The organism is Kitasatospora sp. P5_F3 (assembly GCF_054049135.1).
Genome location: NZ_JBFUMY010000080.1, coordinates 1 through 21,579 on the forward strand (window position 1 = coordinate 1; position 21,579 = coordinate 21,579).

Consider the following 21,579-nt stretch of genomic DNA (forward strand, 5'->3'; position numbering starts at 1 on the left):
CCCTCCTTGCCCGGCATCGGGCAGGAGGGGCCCTTTCGCCGCACCGGTCAAAGGTCCAAGTAGCTMCGCTACGAGTGGCCTTCGTCCGGCACGCCGAGAGCACGCACCGAACGACGCGATGGGGCAAACCTTGCCGGGCGCGGCACTAGAGCGGTGCGTCGGTGGTGCGTACCTCGCGTCGGGCCTGCCAGGTGGTGTGCTCCCGGGAGATCGCGTCCTCGGAGTCCCGGGCCAGCCGGGCCCAGTTCTCCTCGGCGTCCGGCGCGTCCACCGCTAGCTGGGTCAACTGGGTCTCGATCACCGCGAGTTCGGAGGCGGCGATGGAGTACGCGGCGGCCTGCGGCCGGTACTGCCGCAGCTGCGCCCAGGCGGAGACCGAGGCGGCCACCGCCGAGACCGCGCCGAGCGCGTCGAAGCTGAACTCGCCGAGGGCCCGCAGGACCGCCAGCACCAGCCCGGTGAGCGGCAGCACCACGCCGAGCAGGTCGGCCCACCGGGTCGCGTTGGTGCAGTACCTGGCCTTGTTCCGGTACCACTCCCGCTGGGTCCTGACCCGCTCGCGCAGGTAGACCTCGCGCCGGACGGTCAGTGGCTGGTCGCGCAACTGCCGCATGGTGTCGGTGATCTGCGGGTGGGTCGGCGGCCGCCCGGCCAGCGGGCCGCGCCAGGACTGCAGCTCGGCCTGCACCCGGCCGAGCTGCGGGATCGCCCGGCTGGTGCCGAACTGGTTGATCACACCGCCGAGTTGGACGTCGTAGAGCCGCTCGGCGTCCGGCAGGGTCTTCGGTGGCGGCTGGTAGGCGTCGGCCCGGACCGCGTACTTCCAGGACAGCGTCTTGACCGACTCGGCGGCGGCCCGGCCCTCGTACCAGAGGCCCTGCGGGTTCTGCCGGCCGGTCACGGTGGCCAGGCCGACCGTGAGCAGGTAGGCGAGGGCCGCCGCCCAGGCCCACCAGCTGCCGTCGGCCGAACCGGCGAAGGCCGCCAGCACCAGCAGCACCAACTCCCAGCGGGACAGTGCGACCGCGCGCCGCTGGCCCTGGAGCGATGAGGAGTCCGCCGTCCAGAACAGCTCGGGCAGCAGCTCGTCCTCGCGGACCCATCCCATCGAACGCCCGGCACCAGCCGCCACCATCTGGACCCCCGCCCCTCGCCTCTGCGTCAGCAGGTACCTACTGCCCCCGACGGAGCGGCGGTACGCTCGGTGTCCGGTCAGTATGCGTGTCAACTGGCCATGATCACAGGGGAACTGACGAGCGGTCGGCCAACGGGCGATGCAGTGGCGGGTTGTGGCTCAGAAGGTGTAGTAGATCCGCTCGGCGTTGTCCGCCATCACCTTGACGTTCCACTCGGTGCCGCCGTCCACGTTGCCGGAGCGGAACAACGGGGGAGTGATGCCCCGGTCGGCCAGCCGGCCGACCGCCGAGGCCACCACGGCCTGCATCAGCGCGCTGGTGACGATGGTGGAGACCGAACCGAAGGTGGTCCCGGCGGCGGGGTGGCTCAGCTCGCCGTCACCGACCGCGATCTTGCTGTCCAGCACCACGTCGCAGTGGTCCTTGAGGTACGTCCCCGAGGAGTGCTGGGAGCTCACCTCACCCGGGTACGCCAGCGAGGTCACGCCGATCACGGTCAGGCCGCGGGCCCTGGCGTGCTGGGCCAGCTCGACCGGCATGGTCTGGCGGCCGGAGAGCGAGATCACGAAGAGCAGGTCGCCCGCCCGGGCCGGGGTGAGGTCCAGGGTCGTGGTGGCCAGCCCGGAGACCCGCTCCAGCGCGCTGCCGAGCGGTGCGGGCATCACGTTCACCCCGGTCATGCCGGGGACGTTCAGCAGGTTGATCACCACCAGGCCGCCGGCCCGGTAGACCACGTCCTGGGCGGCCAGCGAGGAGTGCCCGGCGCCGAAGGTGAAGATTCGGCTGCCATTCGCCACCGCCTCGGCCAGCAGCTCGGCCGCCCGGTCGATCGAGCCGGCCTCTTCGGTCCTGATCCGGTGCAGGTGCTCCACCGCGGCGTCGAAGTACTGCCCGACCAGGTCGTTCATCAGATCTCCGTACCCTGGGGCGGCCCGGTGGTCCAGACCGCAGCTGTGGGAGAAAGCTACGGCCAGCACCGTGCGGCCTCGGGGTGGCCGCTGTCAACAGTGACGAAAAGCTCCCGAACTGACGGAAAGCCCGGGGAAGACGGGGTCGCGGGCCCACGGTTGCTTCCCCCGTACGTCAGAATTGGCGGTGAGGATACCGAGGAACGGAGCCAGCGGCGATGTCTGGGCTGATCGACACCACAGAGATGTACCTTCGCACCATCCTGGAGCTGGAGGAGGAAGGCATCGTCCCGATGCGTGCCCGGATCGCGGAGCGGCTCGAACAGAGCGGCCCGACGGTCAGCCAGACGGTCGGTCGGATGGAGCGGGACGGCTTGCTCCAGGTGGCCGGCGACCGGCACCTGGAACTGACCGAGGAGGGCCGACGGCTCGCCGTCCGGGTGATGCGCAAGCACCGGATCGCGGAGTGCCTGCTGGTGGACGTGATCGGCCTGGAGTGGGAGCAGGTGCACGAGGAGGCCTGTCGCTGGGAGCACGTGATGAGCGAGACGGTCGAGCGCAAGGTGCTCGCCATGCTCGGCCACCCCACCCAGTCCCCGTACGGCAACCCGATCCCCGGCCTGGAGGAGCTCGGTGACACCCGGGCCGAGGGCGAGGGCTTCGACGCCGCGCTGGCCACCCTGGACTCGGTGAAGCCGGGCGAGTCCGGGGTCAACGTGGTCGTGCGCCGGATCGGTGAGCCGATCCAGACCGACGAGGGCCTGATGCTCACGCTGCGCCGGGCCGGCATCCGCCCGGGCCACACGGTCAGGGTCGGTGCCGGCGTGGACGGTGGCGTGCTGGTCGGCTCCGGCGAGAGTGCGGCCGAGCTTCCCAAGGACATCGCCGTGCACCTGTTCGTCGCCGAGGTGCAGTAGCCCGGACCTGGTGTGGCGGAGCCCGGTGCCTCCCCTGGCACCGGGTCCCTCTCGGAGCAATTCCTCCCCTCGGCAGATCTTGGCAATCCTTGAGCTCTGTCACTCGTACGAGCGGCTTCCACCCCGGCCGACCGGGTACGTCGGTGTCTTATCCGGGCAAACGTGTGACGGGCCCCGACTCCGGTGGGAGACAAGGCCCGTCAGTCGCGCGCGAGGTCCCGCGCGGTGCGCACCCTCACCCGATAGGTGTAGAGCGGCAGTTCGAAGGGGCGGCTGAGCCGCCGTCAACAGTGGTTCAGTGCACCGCCGCCGGCTGGTTGGCGGCCGGCCGCAGCGGTGGCGCCTCCCGGCCGCAGGCGTACGCCAGCGGGCTGATCAGGTCCTCGGCGTCCGGCAGCCAGCGGTTCAGCTCGGACGGCGGCCTGGCCCACCTGGTCGGGCCGAACTGGCCGACCCGGGAGGGCGGCGCGACGATCCAGTCGCCCTCGCCGCGTGCCACCAGGTCCAGCCGGCCGGGGCCCCAGCCGAGCCGGCGGAGCATCTCGGGCAGCTTGGCCACCACCCCGGGCAGCACCAGGAAGAGCAGCCGACGCCCGGACTGACCGGCCGAGGCGGGTGCGGCCACCACCGGGCCGAGCTGGAGGTTCAGCCGCTCCATCCGGGCCAGCGCCAGACAGCCCGCCACCTCCGGCACGTCCAGCACGTCGAAGAACCGGCCGGTGGGCAGCAGGATCGACGCTCCCGGGTGCTCCGACCACCAGCGGCGGACCACACCGGGCCCGGCGCTGGCCTTGTTCCGCCACTCCGCGTGCGTGGGGTGCGCGCCGGGCAGTACACAGCGCAGGTCGCCGCACGAGCAGCAGGCCGGGCCGTCGTCGTCGAGCAGCCACGTCCCGGGCGCGACCTCCCAGTGACGGTCCTCGACGTAGCTGAGGGCCGCGCTGAGCGGCTTGGGCAGGCCCGACTCGGGGGCTTCCGGGGTGTCTTCCACGTGCTGCTCAACTACCGTCCGTGAGTGGGGTTACGGCCCGTGGCCTGGTCGGTTCCGGGCGGGCGGCATTGTCACCCGTACCGGTGACGGCGGTCGGCGGTGACGGGCAACTGCCGGACGGGTTCCGGGGTGTCGGGGGCGGGTAGGAGACGAAGGGGCCCAGACGGCGTAACAGGGGGCGCACAGGGGCATTTGGCAGGGCGCGTGGGGGGTGGGCCCGTCACCGTGGGTATCCCGCTGGTGTTGCTGATCGCTAACCTGAAGTCAGATGTCCCAACCGGTCGGCACGTCGGCAGTTCGAGCAGCAAATCGTCGCCCGCCGGTCAGGGCCGGGGGCGTGGGGAGGCGAAGCCCATGGCCGCAAGAGCACTCGTCGCACGGCAGCCCAACGAGCGTCTGCAGCAGCTGATCCAGGAGGCGAGCTGCTCCAACGCGGGCCTCGCCCGCCGGGTGAATCTCTGCGGCGCCGAGCACGGCCTCGACCTGCGCTATGACAAGACCTCGGTGGCCCGCTGGCTGCGCGGCCAACAGCCGCGCGGCCAGGCCCCGGCGGTGATCGCCGAGGCGCTCGGCCGCAAACTCGGCCGTGGTGTCACGGTCGACGAGATCGGGATGGCGGACGGCAAGAATCTGAGCTCGGGCGTCGGCCTCCAGTTCGCCGCCACCCTCAGTGGCGCGCTGGACCAGGTCTGCGAGTTGTGGCGCAGCGACGTCGGCCGCCGGGAGTTCCTCTCCGGCGCCACGGTGGCGGCCTCCGCCCTGGTCGAGCCCAGCCGGGACTGGCTGATCACCCCGCCGGACCCGGTGGTGGCCCGCTCCGGCGGCCCCCGGGTCGGGCCGGCCGACGTGGCGGCGATCCGGGCCACCACCCAGATGCTGGTCGACCTGGACCACCGGTTCGGCAGCGGTCACGTCCGCCCCGTGGTGGTGCACTACCTGAACAGCGTGGTCTCCGGCCTGCTCAGCGGCGCGTACCGGGAGGAGACGGGCCGTCAACTCTTCGGCGCGGTCGCCCGGCTGACCGAGCTGGCCGGGTACATGGCGGTGGACACCGGCCAGCCCGGGCTGGCCCAGCGCTACTACATCCAGGCTCTCCGGCTGGCCCAGGCCGCCGACGACCGGGGCTACGGCGGCTATGTGCTGGCCGCCTCGATGAGCCACCTGGCGGCCGCGCTGGGCAATCCGCGCGAGATCGCCCAACTCGCCCGCGCCGCCCAGGAGGGCGCCCGCTCGGTGGCCACCCCGACGGCGATGGCGATGTTCTACGCCGCCGAGGCCCGCGGCCACGCCCTGCTCGGCGACGTCCGCTCCTGCGAGGCGGTGGCCGCCAAGGCACTGGCCGCGATGGAGCAGCGCAACCCCGAGGACGACCCGGACTGGATCGTGCACTTCGACGAGGCGTACCTGGCCGACGAGTTGGCGCACTGTCACCGCGACCTGGAGCAGGCCGTGCAGGCCGAGAAGTACGCCCGCACCGCCCTCGAACTCCACCCGCCGACCAGGGTCCGCCGCCGCGCGGTGGACCTGGTGCTGTTGGCCACCGCCCAGCTCCAGCAGCGCGACCTGGAGCGGGCCTGCGAGACCGGCACCCAGGCGGTCCGGCTGCTGAGCGGGCTGCGGTCCAACCGGGGGGTGGAGTACCTGGACGAGTTCCGCCGCCGGCTGGAGCCGTACCGGAGCCACCGCGCGGTCCGGGAGTTCCAGGCCAGGATGGAGCTGGAGGCTGCGTAATGGACTTCCAGGGCGCGTAGTCACCTCCAGGAACGAAGGGGTAGGTTGGCCCCGATAGTCGGCGTCCCCTGCGTGGTAGAGGCAGCGAGCGCGCGGAAGAACCGAGGAAGGCCCCCGCGGTGCGGTCGTGGGCCGTGCACAGGTGAGGAACCGCTTTGAGCCAGCGCCGCTCGTACTCCAACTCAGGTGACTTCAACCTGGACGACCTCTTCAGACCTGAGCCGGACGCCAACGCGCAGCCGCCGGTCCAGCAGGGGGTGCCGACCGAGCAGTTCCAGGGCGGAGGCCCGGAGTATTTGGGAGGCCAGGGCGGAGGCCCGGAGTACCTGGGCGGCCAGGGCGGCCCGGAGTACCAGGGCGGCCAGGGCGGTTACCCCGGGGGGCCCGGCGTTCCGCAGCAGCCGGCGGCCGCCGAGCCCGCGCCGGCCACCCAGTTCCTGCCGCCCTACCCGACCGGCGATCCGACGGGTGGTCAGCAGCAGCCCGGTTTCGGACCGCCGCAGCCGATGGGCGGTCAGCAGTCGTTCGGCGGACAGTCGTTCGGCGGTCAGAACTTCGGTGGCCAGCAGCCTTCGTACGGGGGACAGCAGCAGTTCCCGCCCGCGCCCCCGGCGTACCCCGCGCCGATGCCCGGGCCTGAGCCCCGGCGGGCGAACAACAACCGGCTGATCATCGGCGGTGTGGTGGCGGGCTGCGCGGCGGCGGGCATCCTGGTCGCGGTGCTGCTCAGCGGCGGCGACGACAAGCCCGAGAAGGGCGCCACCCCGGCCGCCAAGACCCCGGCGGCCAACTCCGCCTCGGCCGGTGCCGGTGGCACCGCGGTCAGCGCGGAGACCAAGGCCCAGGCGCAGGCGCTCTCCACCGTGCTCGGCAACGCGAACGCCAGCCGGCAGAGCGTGGTGAACGCGGTCGGCTCGGTGGGCAAGTGCGAGAAGCTCCCCGAGTCGCAGCAGGCCCTCAACGACGCGGCGGGCCAGCGCGACCAGCTGCTGGCCGGCCTGGCCGCGCTCAAGACCGACCAGCTGGCCGGCGGTGCCCAGCTGGCCGAGCAGCTCAAGAAGGCGTGGGAGGCCTCGGCCAAGGCCGACCGGGAGTACGCGCTCTGGGCCGCCGACTCGGTCGCCGCCTGCGACCCGGCGAAGAAGGACAACCCGCACTACAAGCTCGGCAACACGGCCAGCGGCGACGCCACCACGGCCAAGCGGCAGGCCAGCACCCTGTGGAACACGATCGCCGCCCAGACCGGCCTGCCGACCAAGGCCGACACCGACCTCTGAGACCTCTGAGACCTCTGAGACCTCTGAGCAGCAGTCAGGCCCGGCTCCCCCTCGGGGAAGCCGGGCCGCTGTCGTACCGGGAGAGGGGGCTCAGCCCGCCAGGATCTTGCGGACGTCGACGAAGCCCGCCCGCTGCGCGACCAGGCGGCCGCCCTGCACCCGCTGGAAGGTCACCGAGGTGTTCACCAGCCGGGGCGAGTCCGCGCTGGGCAGCATGCTGGTGAGGCCCCAGTTGAGCGGCGGAGTGGCACCGGCGGTCTCGATCGGCTCGCCGCCGTCGAGCACCCCGCGGATCGCCTTGCTGGTGATCTGCTTACCGTTCCCGGCCCGCTCCACCGCCTGCCGGAACACCTCGTACGCCACCCAGGTGGTCTGCACCCCGGGGTCCGAGACGTCGATCGGCGCACCGCCGCCGCCGTGCAGGCGGGTGGTGGAGCGGAGCGCGTCCCAGACCTGCGAGCCCTCCGGCGGGTACCAGCCGGTGGCCAGCGCGCCGCCGAGCGGTCCGCTGTCGCCGCCGGTGGAGTCGACCACCGACTGCTGGAAGCTGCCGATCACCGAGGCGAGCTGGGTCCGCCGGGGCTCCAGCCGCCGGTACGGGTCCAGCAGGTTGGCGGTCGGCTCGGAACCGAGCGCGGCGGTAACGCAGTTGCCGGCCTTGTCGTCGCCGATCGCCTTCTTGGCGATCGCGGTGTAGTCGTTCGAGCGCTCGGGGGCCTTGATGTCCTTGAGCGTGATCCCGGCGGGCTTCAGCGCCCCGGCCAGGAAGCCGAGCAGGGTGTCGCCGGCCCGGGTGTCCGGGCGGATCACCGCGACGCTCTTGCAGCCGGCCTCGACCAGCTGCTGCCCGCTGCCCGCGATCAGGGCGGGGGTGCCGCCGGAGACGGGGTAGGAGAACGGGCTGCTGAACTCGGGGGTGGAGAGGCCGTACCCGCCGATGTAGGGGATACCGGCCGCCTCCAGGGCGGGCATGAAGGTCTCGCCGTACTGACTGTACGAGCCGACCACGGCGACCGCGTGCGCCGCCACCGCCTGCCGGGCGCAGTCGGAGACACCTTCGGTGGTGTTGTGCTCGTTGCAGGTGAGCACCTTGACCCGGTGGCCGGCCAGCCCGCCGCCGGCGTTCAGTTCCTGGCCGACCGCCTCGGCCAGCGCGGTCATCCCGGGCCGGTCGGTCGAGCCGGTGCCGGACGGGGCCCAGGTCATCACGGTGATCTCGTCCGGCGGGGTCGCGTCGGCGGGGCCCCCGCAGGCGGACAGCAGGGCGGGCAGGAGCAGCGCGGCGGCGACTGCTCCGGCGGTGCGGTGGCATCGGCCGGTCCGGCTCAAACTGCCGGTCGGCTCTGCGTGCTCAGGCGATCCGCTCCGCCTCATTTTTGGTGCCCCTCTGGGTTCGGACGACTTCCGGCCTGGTCGGCCGGATTCAGCCTTGACCGGCCGGAGTGCGCCGAGAGGGACGAAAAGCGAACGACGGGCCAACGGGGGCGGAACTCAGAGTGGGGATGTCCGAGTGACGCGAGTAGAACGTGTGAAGTCGGGCCACGTAGCATCGCTCTCCATGTCCGCGAGTACAGATTCTTCGTATCGGTCTGCCCGAACCTCTTCTCGTAGCGGGCACCGCTCAAGCACGATGGGCGGCATGCCGCTCAACGACCTGCCCTGGTGGCGCTGGCGAGCCCGACTCCGCTCGGCGCTGCACATGTTGTCCGACCCCGCGTTCCAGCAGCAGACCTGGCTGACCGGCCAGGACGGCTTCGGCGACGTCACGGACGCCGTCTACCGGCTGGTCGAGGACACCTGGCTGGACCGCTGGCCGGCCGAGAAGTACGTCGGCACGATCCTGCGCGACGCCGAGGAGGCGGCCCTGGTGGACGCCACGGTGCTCCGGGTGCTCCGGGTGCTGCACGAGATCGGCGCGGACGCCCCCGCCGCCGCCTACCTGGGCCACCCCGGCTGGCCGGAGGCGGTCGATGCGGCCCGCGCCGCCCACATCCGGCTCACCCTGGCCGACGGCGAGGACCCGGCGGTGCCGCCGCGCTCGCTGGAGACGCTGCGGATGCTGACCCGGGTCGGCTGAGGCCGGCCGTACTGCGGGCCGTCCGTACTGCGGGCGGTCCGTACTGCGGGCGGTCCGTACTGCGGGCGGTCCGGCGGTGGGCGTCCGGTATGTGACACCCTGGGCGGTCCGCCACCAGCGCCCGCAGAACGGAACGACACCCGTGGACCAGCCGACGGCCAGCGCCCAGTACGTCCTCACGCTGTCCTGCCCGGACAAGCAGGGGATCGTGCACGCGGTCTCCAGCTACCTCTTCATGACCGGCTGCAACATCATCGACAGCCAGCAGTTCGGGGACGGCGACAGCGGACTGTTCTTCATGCGGGTGCACTTCTCGGCCGAACAGCCCGTCAGTTCCGAGAAGCTCCGGGCCAGCTTCGCCGCGATCGGCGCCTCGTTCCGGATGGACTGGCGGATCACCCCGAGCGCGGAGCGGATGCGGGTGATCCTGATGGTCAGCAAGTTCGGGCACTGCCTGAACGACCTGCTGTTCCGCACCCGGATCGGCGCCCTCCCGGTGGAGATCGCGGCCGTGGTCTCCAACCACACCGACTTCCGTGAACTGACCGAGTCCTACGGCATCCCGTTCCAGCACCTCCCGGTGAACCGGGACAACAAGGCCGAGGCCGAACAGCAACTCCTCGACCTGGTCGCGGCCGAGCACGTCGACCTGGTGGTGCTGGCCCGCTACATGCAGGTGCTCTCGGACGACCTGTGCAAGGCGCTGACCGGACGCATCATCAACATCCACCACTCCTTCCTGCCGAGCTTCAAGGGCGCGAAGCCGTACCACCAGGCGCACACCCGGGGCGTGAAGCTGATCGGCGCCACCGCCCACTACGTCACCGCCGACCTGGACGAGGGCCCGATCATCGAACAGGAAGTGGCCCGGGTGACCCACGACGTGACACCCGACCAGCTGGTCGCGGTCGGCCGCGACGTCGAGTGCCAGGCGCTGGCCCGCGCGGTCAAGTGGCACAGCGAGCACCGCGTCCTCCTCAACGGCACCCGCACGGTCGTCTTCGCTTAAAGGCAGACGCCCGCTTGCACTATCCAGGGGCTCGGGGGAATGGAACTGGTGTTGAAGGACGCCGGCACCTCACGGGCGACCCTGGAACCCGTACAGACGGGGAAGGGCGCTGGGGGTCACCCCTCACCCTGGGCGGTCGTTCGAAGTCGAGTGGGGCTTGCGCGGCATGGGGACAGTGCGGTGAGTGTTCGTCATGGCAAGCTCCGTCTGTTGGCAGCCGATCAAGTCACGGGGGAAGGCATGATCGCCAAGGTCACGAGTGTTGACGTCAGAGCATGCGTGGTTTCTGGGGCGGCCCGTCCCACCCGGGTTTCCTCGACCTCCCTTTGGACGAGGGGAGCGCTGACCAGGTCCCGCTGCCCGGCCATCCGCGCCGAACAGCTGTGCACACCTTGTGCAGTGAGTTCGCGACCAAAAGTGTCCGACTGGGCATGCAAACGGCCCGCCCCGAAACGGGACGGGCCTGGTACCGGCCTGGCGGCCGGAAAATCTGCACGGGCAGAGGGACTTGAACCCCCAGCCTGCCGCTTTGGAGACGGCTGCTCTGCCAATTGAGCTACACCCGCACGAGCCACCCGACCGGACTTGAACCGGCGTCCCCCGCCGAGCAGGCGGTGCTCTGGCACCTGAGCTACGGGTGGTCGTTGGTCTTGATTCTGTGGCACTGCTTGCACTGGGGCCACAGGTTTTTCGGGCCCCAGTGCCGCTGTGGCTGCTTACGGGCCGTCAGGCGGCCTGCCTTACGGGCGCGACAGCAGGGGGGCCGCCCGGAGGACTTCGCGGATGGCGGCGCGGTCGCCCTGTTCCCCCGCCGGGATGCGGTCGGGGTCGCGGTGGGCGGCCACCAGGTTGCAGAACTCCAGTCCGTCCAGCACGAGTTCGGCCACCTGCGGGCCGCCGGTGTCGAAGCCGTCCAGGGGGATCAGCCATTCGCCGGCCGCCGGGCCCTCGATGACCAGCCGCAGGACCCGGCCGGGCCCGGGCACCGGTGGGCGGGTGGCGGCCAGCGCGACCGGGAGCATCCGGACCGCCAGGTCGACCATCAGCCGCAGGTGCCGGGGGAGTGGTGGCGGGTAGGGGTAGTCGACCGCGCGGGCGATGTCGTCGCCGTGCACCCAGCACTCGAAGGCGCGGTCCACGAAGGCGTCCCGGAGCGGCAGTCGGGCGAAGCCGAAGTCCACCGTCGCGCCGCCCTGCGGCCGGAGCGCGGCACTGCGCACCAGCGCGTGGCCCTGCCGCCGCCACTGGGCCCGGACGGTGCCCGGGTCCAGACCGGCCTGGACCGCCAGCAGCCGGGAGGTGCGCTCCAGTACGCCGGCGGCGGGGCTGCCCTGGGCCGGTACCCGAGACGTGGGGCCGTGCTGCGAGGGCACCCGGGCCGGTGCGGTGACGGCGGTGCCGGGGACGGGGTCAGGCAGGCCGAGCCCGGGCGCCAGGTAGCCGTCCACGGCGGTCAGATGGCCCAGCACCTCGGCCGGCCGCCACCGCTGCACCCCGCCGTACCAAGGGAGTTCGGCCACCTCCTGCCACTCCTCGGGGCCGAGGTCGCGGAGCAGCGCGTCCAGCTTGGCGGTCTCGGTCGCGTACGGTGCGGCCCAGCCGGGGACGGGCAGTTGGGGCGGGCGGCGGGTCAGGCACCAGTCCAGCACCTGCTGGCGGAGCGAGCCCGCCGGGTCCAGCGGTTCGTCGGTGGAGAGCCGGCCGGCCGCGTTCCGCAGCCGGGTGGCCTCCTCGGCGCAGCCCGGGCAGAGCGCCAGGTGCTGGGCCAGCTCGGCCGCCTCGCGGCGGGGGCAGGCGTCCAGTGCCCAGGCGCCGAGCAGGGAGCGGTACTCCTCGTGCCGGAGTTCGGCCGCCCGGTCGTCCTGAGGCGTCACGACTCGTCCTCCTCGTCGGCCAGTTCGGTGGCGAGCAGTTGGAGGGCGAGCCGGAGCCGCTGCTTGGCGGCCTGCTCGGTGATGCCCAGCTGACGGGCGGTCTCCTGGTAGTTACGGCCGTCGAACCAGGCCAGCGCGATGGTCTCGCGCAGCGGGTCGGGCAGCGAGTCGACCACGTACTGGGCCCGGGCGGCACCGGCACGTCGGCGCAGCTCCCGGTCGTCGGTGTGGTCCAGCCTGAGCCGGTCCAGGGCGCGCCGCCGGGTCAGCGAGCCGAGCCAGGCGCGGAGCGAACCCTGCCGGGGGTCGAAGGACTCGGGGTGCTCCCAGAGTTGGCCGAAAACCTCGCGTGTGAGCTGTTCGGCGGCGGTCTGGTCGGTCAGTATCCGGCCGGCCAGGCCGTGCACCAGGGGAGCCAGCCGGTCGTAGAGCTCGGCGAGTGCGGTCTCCTCGCCCCGGGCCAGCCGCCAGTGGATCTGCTCGTCCCAGCTCGGGACCGGTCCGGCGGTCTCCATCGCCCCTCCCCCTGCTCAGTTCCACGGTAACTGGCCGGGAATCTTCGGCGCGGGGAATCGTATGAAGAAGTTTCGAATCGTCAGTTCGTGGTAGCTGTACGGACTTTCGTCGTTCGATCCGTGCTGGACAGATGTAGCAAGGGTGGTTCGCTCGTGGCGGCGGTCGGATCGGCGCTGCCGCGCGGTACGTTTCGTTACGCTCGCGCCGTCCCCTCGGAAAGCCAGGTCGGAGCGGGTGGCCGGACGATCGCCGGTGCGACGCTCGCCAGAGTGAGCGGGACAGTATGCACTGCGCTGTCCCCCGATCGCTGGAATATGCCCGAAGCGCTTGCTGTGACCGTCCTGCCGGATCATTCTGAGGCGTATTCGTGACGGAGCCATGGCCGGTCCGACCGGGCCTCGAACTGCGAGTGCGGGTGGTGGAGCGGTGCAGGTACTTCAGGTCCAGTTGGCGGTCCAGGCGGACCCGGCCGAGGTCGGCCGAGCACGCCGGTGGGTGCGCTCGCGGCTGCAGGGCCACGGGTTCGACCCGGATGCGCCGATCGCCGAGACCCTGGTGCTGGTGGTCTCCGAACTGGTCACCAACGCGGTGGTGCACACCGGTTCGCCGGCCGTGCTCCGGCTCTCGGTGCCGCTGCCCGAGGGTGCAGGACCGTCGGCCCCGACCGTGGTCCGGGTCGAGGTGGCGGACGGCAGCTGTATCGCGCCCGCCCCCCGGTGCGCGGCCGGTGACGCGACCAACGGGCGGGGTCTGGAGCTGGTGGAGCTGCTGTGCGAGCGCTGGGGCTGGTACCCGGACGGCTCCGGCAAGCGGGTCTGGTGCGAGATCGGCGAGGGCGCGATGGTGGTTCCGGCCATGGAGCGGACCAGCGGCGCAGGGGGCGCACTGATCGCGTAGGCCACCGCCGTACGCTCCCGTGACTCGGTAAATGCGCCGCAACCATTCCGAATTTCCGACAACCCATTGACGTGACGTATCCAACTGATCACTCTTGGGTGCAGTTCTCCGTTGTGAGGGGACGTCGAGGGAGCACCGGTGCGGTCAGCATGGGGGTTCGCAGGCTGCCGGGCGCGTGGGTGGTTCCTTCCTCGACGAGTACGGAGCACTCGGTGCGCGGGTCAGGGGCCCCGGGCATCCCGATCGGACGGCGGCCGTCGTGCCGTGCTCGGGGCGCGCATGCCGCGCCGCCGTCCGATCGTGACCATAAACCACTGGAAATCCGAGTGGTCTACACCAAAACTGCTGGGGTGACGCTCCCCCAACTCCAGGACCAGTCCGTCGAGATCCGGTCGGCCGCAGACCGGTCGGCCGAGCCGCCGGCGATCTGGTCCCGTAACTTCCGGTACTACTTCACCGCCCGCAGCGCAGGGCTGCTCGGTGACGCGATGCTCCCGGTCGCGGTCTCGGCCGGCCTGCTCAGCGCCGGTCACGGTCTGGGCACCGTCGGCTTCGCCCTGGCCTGCCTGATGGGCCCGTTCGCCGGTCTGGTGCTGTTCGGCGGTGTCCTCGCCGACCGGTTCACCGCCCGCCGGATGATGATCGGGGCCGACCTGGCCAACCTGACCACCCGGATCCTGCTCGCCGTCCTCTTCTTCCGCGGCATCGACCAGCTCTGGCAGCTCTACGCCCTGCTCGCGGTGGCCGGCACCGCCGCCGCGATGTTCCAGCCCGGCGCGGCCTCCACCGTGCCGCTGGTGGCCCGCGACGTCCAGGGCGCGAACGGCGTGCTGCGCACCTCCGAGGCCTTCACCGGACTCCTCGGCCCGGCCCTGGCCGGTCTGTTGGTCGGCGCGGCCGCCACCGGCTGGGTGATGCTGATCGCCGCCGTCACCTTCGGCATCAGCGCCGTCTGCCTGCTCGCGCTCCGGCTCGGCACCGTGCCCGCCCCGCCGCCGGGCGACAGTCTCTGGCGCAACCTGGTGGTCGGCTGGCACGAATTCCGGGCCCGCAGCTGGCTCTGGGGCGTCATCGTGATCTGGCTGTTCTTCACCGTGCTCAGCTGGGGCCCGCAGATGCCGATCGCGGCCGGGCTGATCGTGCCCGAGTACGGCCCCACCGTCTACGGCCTGCTCAACTGCGCGTTCGGCGCGGGCACCGTGGTCGGCGGTCTGCTGGCGATCCGTTACAAGCCCGAACGGCCGCTCGCCGCCGGTGCGGTGGCGATGCTGGTCTTCCCGCTCTACCCGATCGGCATCGTGGCCGGCTGGCCGGTCTGGCTGCTCGCGATCGCCCAACTCGTGGTCGGTGTCGGCCTCACCTTCTGGGGCGTCATGTGGGCCACCAACGTGCAGACCCAGGTCCCCGGCGAGGTGCTCAACCGGATCCACGCGTACGAGGTGGCCGGTTCGGTCTGCATGTTCCCGATCGGCAGCGCCCTGTCCGGCCCCGCGGTCGAAGCCTTCGGCGCCACCCGGGTGCTCGAAGTCGGCATCGTGGTCTCCTTCCTGGTGGTCGCCGCCCTGCTGCTCACCCGCCCGATCCGCACCCTCCGCCGCGTCCCCGACCGGGGCTGAGGCAGCCCCCGCACCGTAGGACCGAGGTCCCTGCGCAAGGATCAGCACGTGAACGAGACCCTCGCCCCACCCGTCGTCAAGTCCCGCCGCCTGCACTACGCCTGGGTGGTGGCCGGGGTGACCCTGCTGGTGCTGCTCGGTTCGGCCGGCTTCCGGTCGACGCCCGGGCTGATGATGGACGCGCTGCACACCGAGTTCGGCTGGTCGCACGGCACCATCTCCGGCGCCGTCTCGGTCAATCTCGCCCTCTACGGCCTGACCGCACCCTTCGCCGCCGCCCTGATGGACCGTTTCGGCGTCCGCCTGGTCGTGGTCAGCGCCCTGCTGACGATATCCACCGGCGCCGGTCTCACCATGCTGATGACCCAGAGCTGGCAACTGGTGCTCTGCTGGGGCGTCCTGGTCGGCCTCGGCTCGGGCTCGATGGCGGGGGCGTTCGCCACCACCGTCTCCGGCCGCTGGTTCGCCGCCCGGCAGGGCCTGGTCACCGGCGTGCTCACGGCCGCCGGGGCGGCAGGCAACCTGGTCTTCATGCCGCTGCTCGCCTGGCTGGTCGACGAGCACGGCTGGCGTACCGCCGTGATCGTGGTCTCGGCCTCCGCCACCGTGGTCGCCCTCCCGGTCCTGCTGCTGATGCGCGAACGCCCGGCCGACCTCGGCCTGCTCCCGTACGGGGCCACCGAGCAGCCGCCCGCGCCGAGCACCGACGGCAGCGCGATCCTGCGCAGTCTGCGGATCCTCCGCGAGGTGAGCCGCAACCGCGCCTTCTGGCTGCTGGCGGGCTCGTTCGCGATCTGCGGCGCCACCACGGCGGGCCTGGTCGGCACCCACTTCATCCCGGCCGCCCACGACCACGGCATGCCGGTCACCACGGCCGCGAGCCTGCTCGCCCTGGTCGGCGTCTTCGACGTGGTCGGCACGATCGCCAGCGGCTGGTTCACCGACCGCTTCGACTCCCGCTCGCTGCTGGTCGCCTACTACGCGCTCCGCGGCCTCTCGCTGCTCTTCCTGCCGCAGCTGTTCGCCGGTTCGCTGGAGCCGCCGATCCTGGCCTTCGTGATCTTCTACGGCCTGGACTGGGTGGCCACCGTGCCGCCGACCATCGCGCTCTGCCGCCGCCACTTCGGCGCCGACGCACCCGTGGTGTTCGGCTGGGTGCTGGCCTGCCACCAGCTCGGCGCCGCCGCCGTGGCCGGCCTGGCGGGCCTGAGCCGGGACCGGTTCGGCGACTACGACCTCGCCTGGTACGGCGCCGGCGCGCTCTGCGCGGTGGCCGTGCTGCTCTGCCTGGCGCTCGGCCGCACCGCCCCCCGGCCGGTCGCCGCCGCCGATTAGGCTTGGTGCTCATGACGCTCACCTTCGCCCTGGCCCCCGAACTGACCCCTGAGCTGAGGGCCGGGATCATCACCCTCTGGACGGCCGCGACCAACGCGGGCGGCGCCGTCGGCTTCGTCCCGCCGGTGACGGAGGATCAGGTCTGGGTGACGGCGGAGAAGCAGTTCGCGGGCCTCGGCCCCGGGCAGCCGGACATGCTGCTGGTCGGCTTCGAGCCGGGCGGACGGCTGGTGGCGGCACTGTTCTTCGAGGACATGCGGTTCGACCTGATGGACCACTGGCGGCTGCTCAAGCGGGTCATGGTGCACCCCGACGTCCAGGGCAGCGGCTACGGCGTCCAGCTGATGGCCGAGGCCGCCCGGGTCGCCCGCGAGGCCGGCTGGGCCGGCCTCCGGCTCACCCTCCGCGGCGGGCTCGGCCTGGAGCAGTTCTACGCCCGCTGCGGCTACACCGAGGTCGGCCGCGTCCCCGGCGCCATCCGGGTGGCCCCGGGCGACGACCGCGACGACGTCACCATGTGGCTCGACCTCGTTAGCCGCCGCCGCAAGGTGGCACACGCCAGGGGCTCGGGGAACTGCGACGCCGACCCTTGCAAGGTGATCCGTACGTAAATGGTCAGGCACTTTCGCAGTTCCCCGAGCCCCTGGATAGTGCAACCGGGCGCCCCGCCAAAAGCACAGCCTGGAGCTGCCGATGGTGTGGCTGTGAGGTCATGCTTCACTGGATAGCCGCGCCAGCCGTACCCCCCGCAGTGAAGGACGTCCCCGTGAGCAGCAAGAAGCACGCCACGCTCCGCTACACCTCGATGCGCCTGAGCATCTTCCTGTCGTGCCTGCTGCTCACCATGCTGCTCGGACACTTCGGGGTCATCCCGGTCACCGGCAGCACCGGTGTGATCTTCCTGGTGCTGATCGCGGGTCTGGTCTCGGCCCCGCTCAGCTACGTCCTGCTCAGCAAGCAGCGCGACGAGATGTCCGCGCAGCTGGCCGACAAGGTCGCCAACCGCCGGTCCCGTTCGGCCGAGGTCGCCGCCGAGGAGGACGCCGTCGACGATGCCGCCCGTGCGGCGGCCGCCGGGTCCCAGGGCTGAGCCGTCCCCGCGCGATGACCGAGCCCTCCGCACCGACCCCGTCCCGGCGTCCGACCGGCCGGGACGTGGCACGGCTTGCCGGGGTCTCGCAGGCGACCGTGTCGCTGGTGTTCTCCGGTACGGAGGCGGGGCAGCGGGTCTCGGAGGCGACCCGGGAACGGGTCCGCGAGGTGGCCAGGACGCTCGGCTACCGCCCGCAGGCGGCGGGCCGCCAACTGCGGCTGGGCCGGAGCGGGATGATCCTGCTCGCGGTGCCGAACATCCTCGGTCCGTTCTTCGGCCGGGTGCTGGTCGGGGTGCACGAGGAGGCGGGCCGGCACGGCCTGGCCGTGGTGGTCAGCTCGGGCTGGGGGAGTACGACGCTCGCCGAGGCGGCGACCACCAGCCGGTTCGACGGCCTGCTGGTCTGCTCGCCGGACGACAGCCAGCTCGGCGCGCTGCCCGCCGACACCCCCGTGGTCTTCCTGGACGCCGACCCGGCGCTGGCCGATCCGGGCACCGGCCGGGCCCGGCCCACGGTGGAGCTGGACGTCGCGGGCGGCATGCGGGCCGCCGTCGAGCACCTGACCGGGCTGGGCCACCGGCGGATCGGGCATCTGCGCTCGACCCACTCCGCGTACACCTTCCGGACCCGGCAGGCCGCCTTCGAGGCGGCCACCGCCGGGCTCGAAGTGGTCGAACTGGGCGTCACCCTGAACGAGGGTCAGCGCGCCGCGCGGTCCGCCGCCCATGAGCTGCTCAGCCGCCGGGACCGCCCGCACGCGGTGGTCTGCGACGACGACGTGGTCGCCTCGGGCCTGTACCAGGCCGCCGCCGAGCTCGGGCTGCGGATTCCGGCGGACGTCTCGGTGGTCGGCATCGACAACATCCCGGTGGCCGACCTGCTGGCCCCGCCGCTGACCACCGTCGACCTGCCGGGCGAGCAGCTCGGCCGTACGGGCGTCGCGGCGCTGGCGGCGCTGCTGCGCGGTGAGCCGGTGCCGCCGGTCGCCCCGCTGGCCACCGGACTGGTGCTGCGCAGCTCCACCAGGGCGGCAACGCCGGAGATCTGACGATCCATTGGTCCTATCGGATGACAGTTCGGTCGTGGCGGAATGGTTCGAACTGGTCATACCAGTCAAATGGGGGAATGTGGAACAAATCCCGGGTCCCCCGGCTGCTGACAGCTCTAGGGCTGCTCTCCGCCAGTTTGCTGGCCGGTACCGTCGCCGGTACCCCGTCCGCGCTGGCGGCGATCACCTTCACCAAGACGGTGGACAAGGCAAATCCGGCGCCCGGGGAGAACGTCACCTACACCCTCAGCTACACCTGCTCGCAGAACGACTGCGCGAACGGGAAGATCACCGACAGCCTCCCGGCCGGCATGCAGTTCGTCGGCTGGACCCCGGACGCCACCACCGTGGACGTGGACAACTCGACGGTGCCGGCGGCCGGTAGCTCGGGCGGCACGATGAGCATCGCGCTCAACCCGCTGACCCCCGGCACCACGGCCACCGTCAAGGTCACCCTCAAGTACCCGAACTTCACCACCGCCAACGGCACCCAGGCGGTCAACACGGCGGTCTTCACCGCCGACGGCGAGACCCCGCAGACCGGCGCCGCCACCACCACGGCGGTGGTGCAGCCGAAGTACAAGGTGACCAAGGGCGTCCAGACCAGCAGCCAGGACGGCCGCACGGTCACGTACCAGTTCAGCGCCTGCTCCACCGACGGGGTGCCCAACGTCGACCTGGACGTCACCAAGCTGACGGACACCCTGCCGGCCGGTGCGGTGGTGGACACCTCGCGCTCGCCCGGCTGGGCGGACGACGGGACCGGGACCAACACCTGGAAGTACGACGCCGGCCCGTTCGTCTCCGGCAACGGGCAGGCGGGCTGCCGCAACCCCGGTGTCCTGGTGGTCAACTACCCGGCCCCGACCTTCCCGACCGGCACCAACGTCACCAACTCGGTCACCCTGAACGGCGACCCGCTCGGCCCGGACGCGGCCCGGGACCTGGACACCGCGACCACCACCAGCCCGACCTTCCAGGACCCCAGCACCGGTGTGCAGGTGGCCTCCTCCAAGACCTGGGGCGGCAGCTACACCTCCGGTGACATCGGCTCGTTCAGCCTGCACCCGGGCAACGTCTCGATCCCGATCACCAGCCTGGTGATGACCGACCCGGGCACCGGCACCACCGACGACCTCTACAACTGGCTGCTCCCGCAGAGCATCCAGCTGGAGGCGTGGAACCCGACCAGCATCGGGCTGACCCTCCAGTACCGCCTGAACGGCGACCCGCTCTGGCACACCTTCACCCCGGGCACCGCCTTCGACGGCTCGGCCGCCCGCCGGGTCACCTTCGCGGTGGGCGCGGGCGATCCCGCCAACGACGTGCTCGGCATCCCGGCCGGCCGCTGGCTGCACGGCCTGCGGTTCAGCTGGGCCGGTCCGATCCCGACCGGCTGGAGCCCGGGCAACTCGGTCCAGGTGCTGGCCCAGGTGGTCACCACCGGTCAGGACGGCCGCCCCGCGCCCAACCCGCTGCACAACTGCGTGGACGTGGTCGGCACCGACGGCACCACCACCGACACCGCGACCGCCTGCGCGGACGCCACCGTCACCGCCGGCACCAACCTCGGCGCCGCCAAGACCACGGTGGCCGGCGCGGTGCTCGCACCCGGCGCCGAGGCCACCTTCCAGGTGGTCCCGTACAACCGGACCGGCTACACCCTGGACAAGCCGCTGGTGCTCTACGACCTGCTGCCGCCCGGCATGGTCTACGTGGACGGCTCGGTCCGGCCCGACCCGGGCTGGACGGACGCCAAGGGACCGTCCGAGGTGACCGTGCTGCCGGGCAAGAACGGCCGTCAGCTGGTCCGGATGACCTGGCCCGCAGGCAGCCCCGACATGATGTACCTGCACGACAACCTGGCCTACCGGGTGCTGTTCGAGGCCCAGGCGGCCGGCAGTGCCCAGCCCGGCATGCTCACCAACGACGTCTACGTCACGGCTGACGGCGCGTCACCGCCGGTCACCTGCATGTTCTACGGCGCCGACAGCTCGGTGCCGGACACTGACGACTTCAACGAGAACGGCGACACCACCGAGAAGCTCTGCCACGCCTCCTCGCAGGTGGAGATCCAGGTGCCCGCCGTGCTGCGGGCCTTCAAGGAGGTCAAGGGCGACGAGGACGCCGACTACGGCAGCTCCGCCACCACCTCGCCCGGCGGCGAGATCTCGTACCGGATGACCGTCCGCAACGACTCGCCCGACGCCGTCACCGACTTCATGGCCTACGACCGGCTGCCCACCCCGGGCGACGGCTACGTGCTGCGGCCCGACACCCCGCGCGGCAGCGCCTGGACGCCTTCGCTGACCGAACCCATCGTCAGCAGCGACCCGACCGTGGTGATCGAGTACTCCACCGTGGCGAACCCGTGCCGCCCGGTCTCGCTCGGCGGGCCGGCGGGCTGCGCGCTCGCCGCCGAGTGGAGCACCACGTTCCCCGGCCCGGGGCTGGCCACCTGGTTCCGGATCTCCCGGCCCGGCACCATGCCCTCCGGTGCGGTGTTCACCCTGACCTGGCCGATGGTCGCCTCGTACGACGCCCCCGAGTCCGCCTTCGCCTGGAACAGCTTCGCCTACACCGCCACCGACAACACCGGGCAGCAGCTGCTCCCGGCCGAGCCCGCCAAGGTCGGCGTCGGTGTCCACCAGCCGGTCAAGCCGGACAACTCGATCGGCGACTTCGTCTGGAACGACCTCAACAAGAACGGCCTGCAGGACCCGGGTGAGCCCGGCGTGGGCGGGGTCACCGCCGGCCTGCTGGACGGGAAGGGCCGCACCGTCCGCGACCTGAACGGCAAGCCGGTCACCTCCACCAGCAACGGCCGGGGCCTCTACGTGTTCCGGCAGCTGCCGGACGGGACCTACGCGGTCCAGTTCGACCTGTCCACCCTCCCGACCGGGGCCACCGTCACGATCAAGGACGCGGTCCGCCGGACGGCAGCCAGCGCGGAGGACTCCGACGGCGACCCGACCACCGGCATCACCGAGAACGTCGCGGTGGCCGGCGGCCAGGCCCAGCTCAACCTGGACCTCGGCCTGATCCTCCCCCCCCCACCCCCCCCCCCCCCCCCCCCCCCCCCCCCCCCCCCCCCCCCCCCCCCCCCCCCCCCCCCCCCCCCCCCCCCCCCCCCCCCCCCCCCCCCCCCCCCCC

18 protein-coding genes and 2 tRNA genes are annotated in these 21,579 nt (G+C 72.0%); 12 read left to right on the plus strand and 8 right to left on the minus strand.

Annotated elements, in window-relative coordinates:
* Positions 1–145 precede the first annotated feature (145 nt).
* Positions 146–1,108 carry a DUF4231 domain-containing protein gene (locus ACXJMZ_RS31420; RefSeq protein ID WP_457033417.1) on the minus strand — a complete coding sequence of 321 codons (963 nt, stop codon included), beginning with the start codon at positions 1,106–1,108 and terminating at the stop codon, positions 146–148.
* 186 nt (positions 1,109–1,294) lie between these two features.
* Positions 1,295–2,044, minus strand: coding sequence for a sugar isomerase domain-containing protein (locus tag ACXJMZ_RS31425; protein ID WP_057227665.1), 750 nt, complete (start codon positions 2,042–2,044; stop codon positions 1,295–1,297).
* A gap of 218 nt (positions 2,045–2,262) precedes the next feature.
* Here ACXJMZ_RS31425 and ACXJMZ_RS31430 point away from each other — a divergent pair, with 218 nt between their 5' ends.
* Complete coding sequence (locus ACXJMZ_RS31430) at positions 2,263–2,961, plus strand: metal-dependent transcriptional regulator (RefSeq protein ID WP_457033418.1); 699 nt, start codon at positions 2,263–2,265, stop codon at positions 2,959–2,961.
* 295 nt (positions 2,962–3,256) lie between these two features.
* On the opposite strand, the gene ACXJMZ_RS31435 is transcribed toward ACXJMZ_RS31430, so the two are convergent.
* Positions 3,257–3,952 carry a bifunctional DNA primase/polymerase gene (locus ACXJMZ_RS31435; RefSeq protein WP_457033419.1) on the minus strand — a complete coding sequence of 232 codons (696 nt, stop codon included), beginning with the start codon at positions 3,950–3,952 and terminating at the stop codon, positions 3,257–3,259.
* Between the two features lie 354 nt (positions 3,953–4,306).
* Between ACXJMZ_RS31435 and ACXJMZ_RS31440 the strand changes: the two genes are divergently transcribed.
* Both ACXJMZ_RS31440 and ACXJMZ_RS31445 read left to right on the plus strand, forming a co-directional pair.
* Entirely contained in the window at positions 4,307–5,683 is a 1,377-nt protein-coding gene (locus tag ACXJMZ_RS31440) for a hypothetical protein (protein WP_057227659.1), read from the plus strand.
* Between the two features lie 155 nt (positions 5,684–5,838).
* The gene (locus ACXJMZ_RS31445) at positions 5,839–6,960 is read left to right on the plus strand and encodes a hypothetical protein (RefSeq protein WP_457033420.1); all 1,122 of its coding nucleotides are present in this window, start codon (positions 5,839–5,841) and stop codon (positions 6,958–6,960) included.
* Between the two features lie 90 nt (positions 6,961–7,050).
* Here ACXJMZ_RS31445 and ACXJMZ_RS31450 read toward each other — a convergent pair whose 3' ends face one another.
* The gene (locus ACXJMZ_RS31450; RefSeq protein ID WP_457033421.1) at positions 7,051–8,289 is read right to left on the minus strand and encodes an ABC transporter substrate-binding protein; all 1,239 of its coding nucleotides are present in this window, start codon (positions 8,287–8,289) and stop codon (positions 7,051–7,053) included.
* A 310-nt stretch (positions 8,290–8,599) separates the two neighbouring features.
* Between ACXJMZ_RS31450 and ACXJMZ_RS31455 the strand changes: the two genes are divergently transcribed.
* Together ACXJMZ_RS31455 and purU are read left to right on the plus strand one after the other, a co-directional pair.
* Positions 8,600–9,037: an SCO4402 family protein gene (locus ACXJMZ_RS31455; protein WP_457033422.1), complete on the plus strand. Its 438-nt coding sequence runs from the start codon at positions 8,600–8,602 to the stop codon at positions 9,035–9,037.
* Between the two features lie 142 nt (positions 9,038–9,179).
* Positions 9,180–10,046, plus strand: a complete 867-nt coding sequence (gene purU, locus ACXJMZ_RS31460; protein ID WP_457033423.1) for a formyltetrahydrofolate deformylase — start codon at positions 9,180–9,182, stop codon at positions 10,044–10,046.
* A gap of 493 nt (positions 10,047–10,539) precedes the next feature.
* On the opposite strand, the gene ACXJMZ_RS31465 is transcribed toward purU, so the two are convergent.
* The 4 genes from ACXJMZ_RS31465 to ACXJMZ_RS31480 all read right to left on the minus strand — a co-directional run bounded on the left by ACXJMZ_RS31465 (position 10,540) and on the right by ACXJMZ_RS31480 (position 12,435).
* Positions 10,540–10,612: transfer RNA gene (locus ACXJMZ_RS31465), tRNA-Trp, on the minus strand.
* 4 nt (positions 10,613–10,616) lie between these two features.
* Positions 10,617–10,687: transfer RNA gene (locus tag ACXJMZ_RS31470), tRNA-Ser, on the minus strand.
* A 99-nt stretch (positions 10,688–10,786) separates the two neighbouring features.
* Complete coding sequence (locus tag ACXJMZ_RS31475; RefSeq protein ID WP_457033424.1) at positions 10,787–11,920, minus strand: zf-HC2 domain-containing protein; 1,134 nt, start codon at positions 11,918–11,920, stop codon at positions 10,787–10,789.
* Positions 11,917–12,435: an RNA polymerase sigma factor gene (locus tag ACXJMZ_RS31480; RefSeq protein WP_457033425.1), complete on the minus strand. Its 519-nt coding sequence runs from the start codon at positions 12,433–12,435 to the stop codon at positions 11,917–11,919. Before ACXJMZ_RS31480 ends, ACXJMZ_RS31475 begins: the two co-directional genes overlap by 4 nt.
* Before the next feature lie 427 nt (positions 12,436–12,862).
* On the opposite strand from ACXJMZ_RS31480, the gene ACXJMZ_RS31485 reads away from it, so the two are divergent.
* The 7 genes from ACXJMZ_RS31485 to ACXJMZ_RS31515 all read left to right on the plus strand — a co-directional run.
* Positions 12,863–13,333: an ATP-binding protein gene (locus ACXJMZ_RS31485; RefSeq protein WP_457033426.1), complete on the plus strand. Its 471-nt coding sequence runs from the start codon at positions 12,863–12,865 to the stop codon at positions 13,331–13,333.
* Positions 13,334–13,719: 386 nt separating this feature from the next.
* Complete coding sequence (locus ACXJMZ_RS31490) at positions 13,720–14,949, plus strand: MFS transporter (protein ID WP_457033432.1); 1,230 nt, start codon at positions 13,720–13,722, stop codon at positions 14,947–14,949.
* A gap of 48 nt (positions 14,950–14,997) precedes the next feature.
* Complete coding sequence (locus ACXJMZ_RS31495; RefSeq protein WP_457033427.1) at positions 14,998–16,284, plus strand: MFS transporter; 1,287 nt, start codon at positions 14,998–15,000, stop codon at positions 16,282–16,284.
* 11 nt (positions 16,285–16,295) lie between these two features.
* Positions 16,296–16,895 (plus strand): N-acetyltransferase family protein, encoded by a 600-nt coding sequence (locus ACXJMZ_RS31500; protein WP_457033428.1) that lies wholly within the window; start codon positions 16,296–16,298, stop codon positions 16,893–16,895.
* 155 nt (positions 16,896–17,050) lie between these two features.
* Complete coding sequence (locus ACXJMZ_RS31505; RefSeq protein WP_457033429.1) at positions 17,051–17,374, plus strand: DUF4229 domain-containing protein; 324 nt, start codon at positions 17,051–17,053, stop codon at positions 17,372–17,374.
* Positions 17,375–17,388: 14 nt separating this feature from the next.
* Positions 17,389–18,426 (plus strand): LacI family DNA-binding transcriptional regulator, encoded by a 1,038-nt coding sequence (locus tag ACXJMZ_RS31510; protein WP_457033430.1) that lies wholly within the window; start codon positions 17,389–17,391, stop codon positions 18,424–18,426.
* Between the two features lie 77 nt (positions 18,427–18,503).
* Positions 18,504–21,579, plus strand: a 3,076-nt coding sequence (locus ACXJMZ_RS31515; RefSeq protein WP_457033431.1) for an SdrD B-like domain-containing protein, incomplete at its 3' end; no start/stop codon positions are given.

Coding starts and splice junctions, on each gene's coding strand:
- ACXJMZ_RS31440 (WP_057227659.1), top strand. CDS start 4,307: ATGGCCGCAAGAGCACTCGTCGCACGGCAGCCCAACGAGCGTCTGCAG.
- ACXJMZ_RS31455 (WP_457033422.1), top strand. CDS start 8,600: ATGCCGCTCAACGACCTGCCCTGGTGGCGCTGGCGAGCCCGACTCCGC.
- ACXJMZ_RS31510 (WP_457033430.1), top strand. CDS start 17,389: ATGACCGAGCCCTCCGCACCGACCCCGTCCCGGCGTCCGACCGGCCGG.
- ACXJMZ_RS31420 (WP_457033417.1), bottom strand. CDS start 1,108: ATGGGATGGGTCCGCGAGGACGAGCTGCTGCCCGAGCTGTTCTGGACG.
- ACXJMZ_RS31480 (WP_457033425.1), bottom strand. CDS start 12,435: ATGGAGACCGCCGGACCGGTCCCGAGCTGGGACGAGCAGATCCACTGG.
- ACXJMZ_RS31425 (WP_057227665.1), bottom strand. CDS start 2,044: ATGAACGACCTGGTCGGGCAGTACTTCGACGCCGCGGTGGAGCACCTG.
- ACXJMZ_RS31500 (WP_457033428.1), top strand. CDS start 16,296: ATGACGCTCACCTTCGCCCTGGCCCCCGAACTGACCCCTGAGCTGAGG.
- ACXJMZ_RS31430 (WP_457033418.1), top strand. CDS start 2,263: ATGTCTGGGCTGATCGACACCACAGAGATGTACCTTCGCACCATCCTG.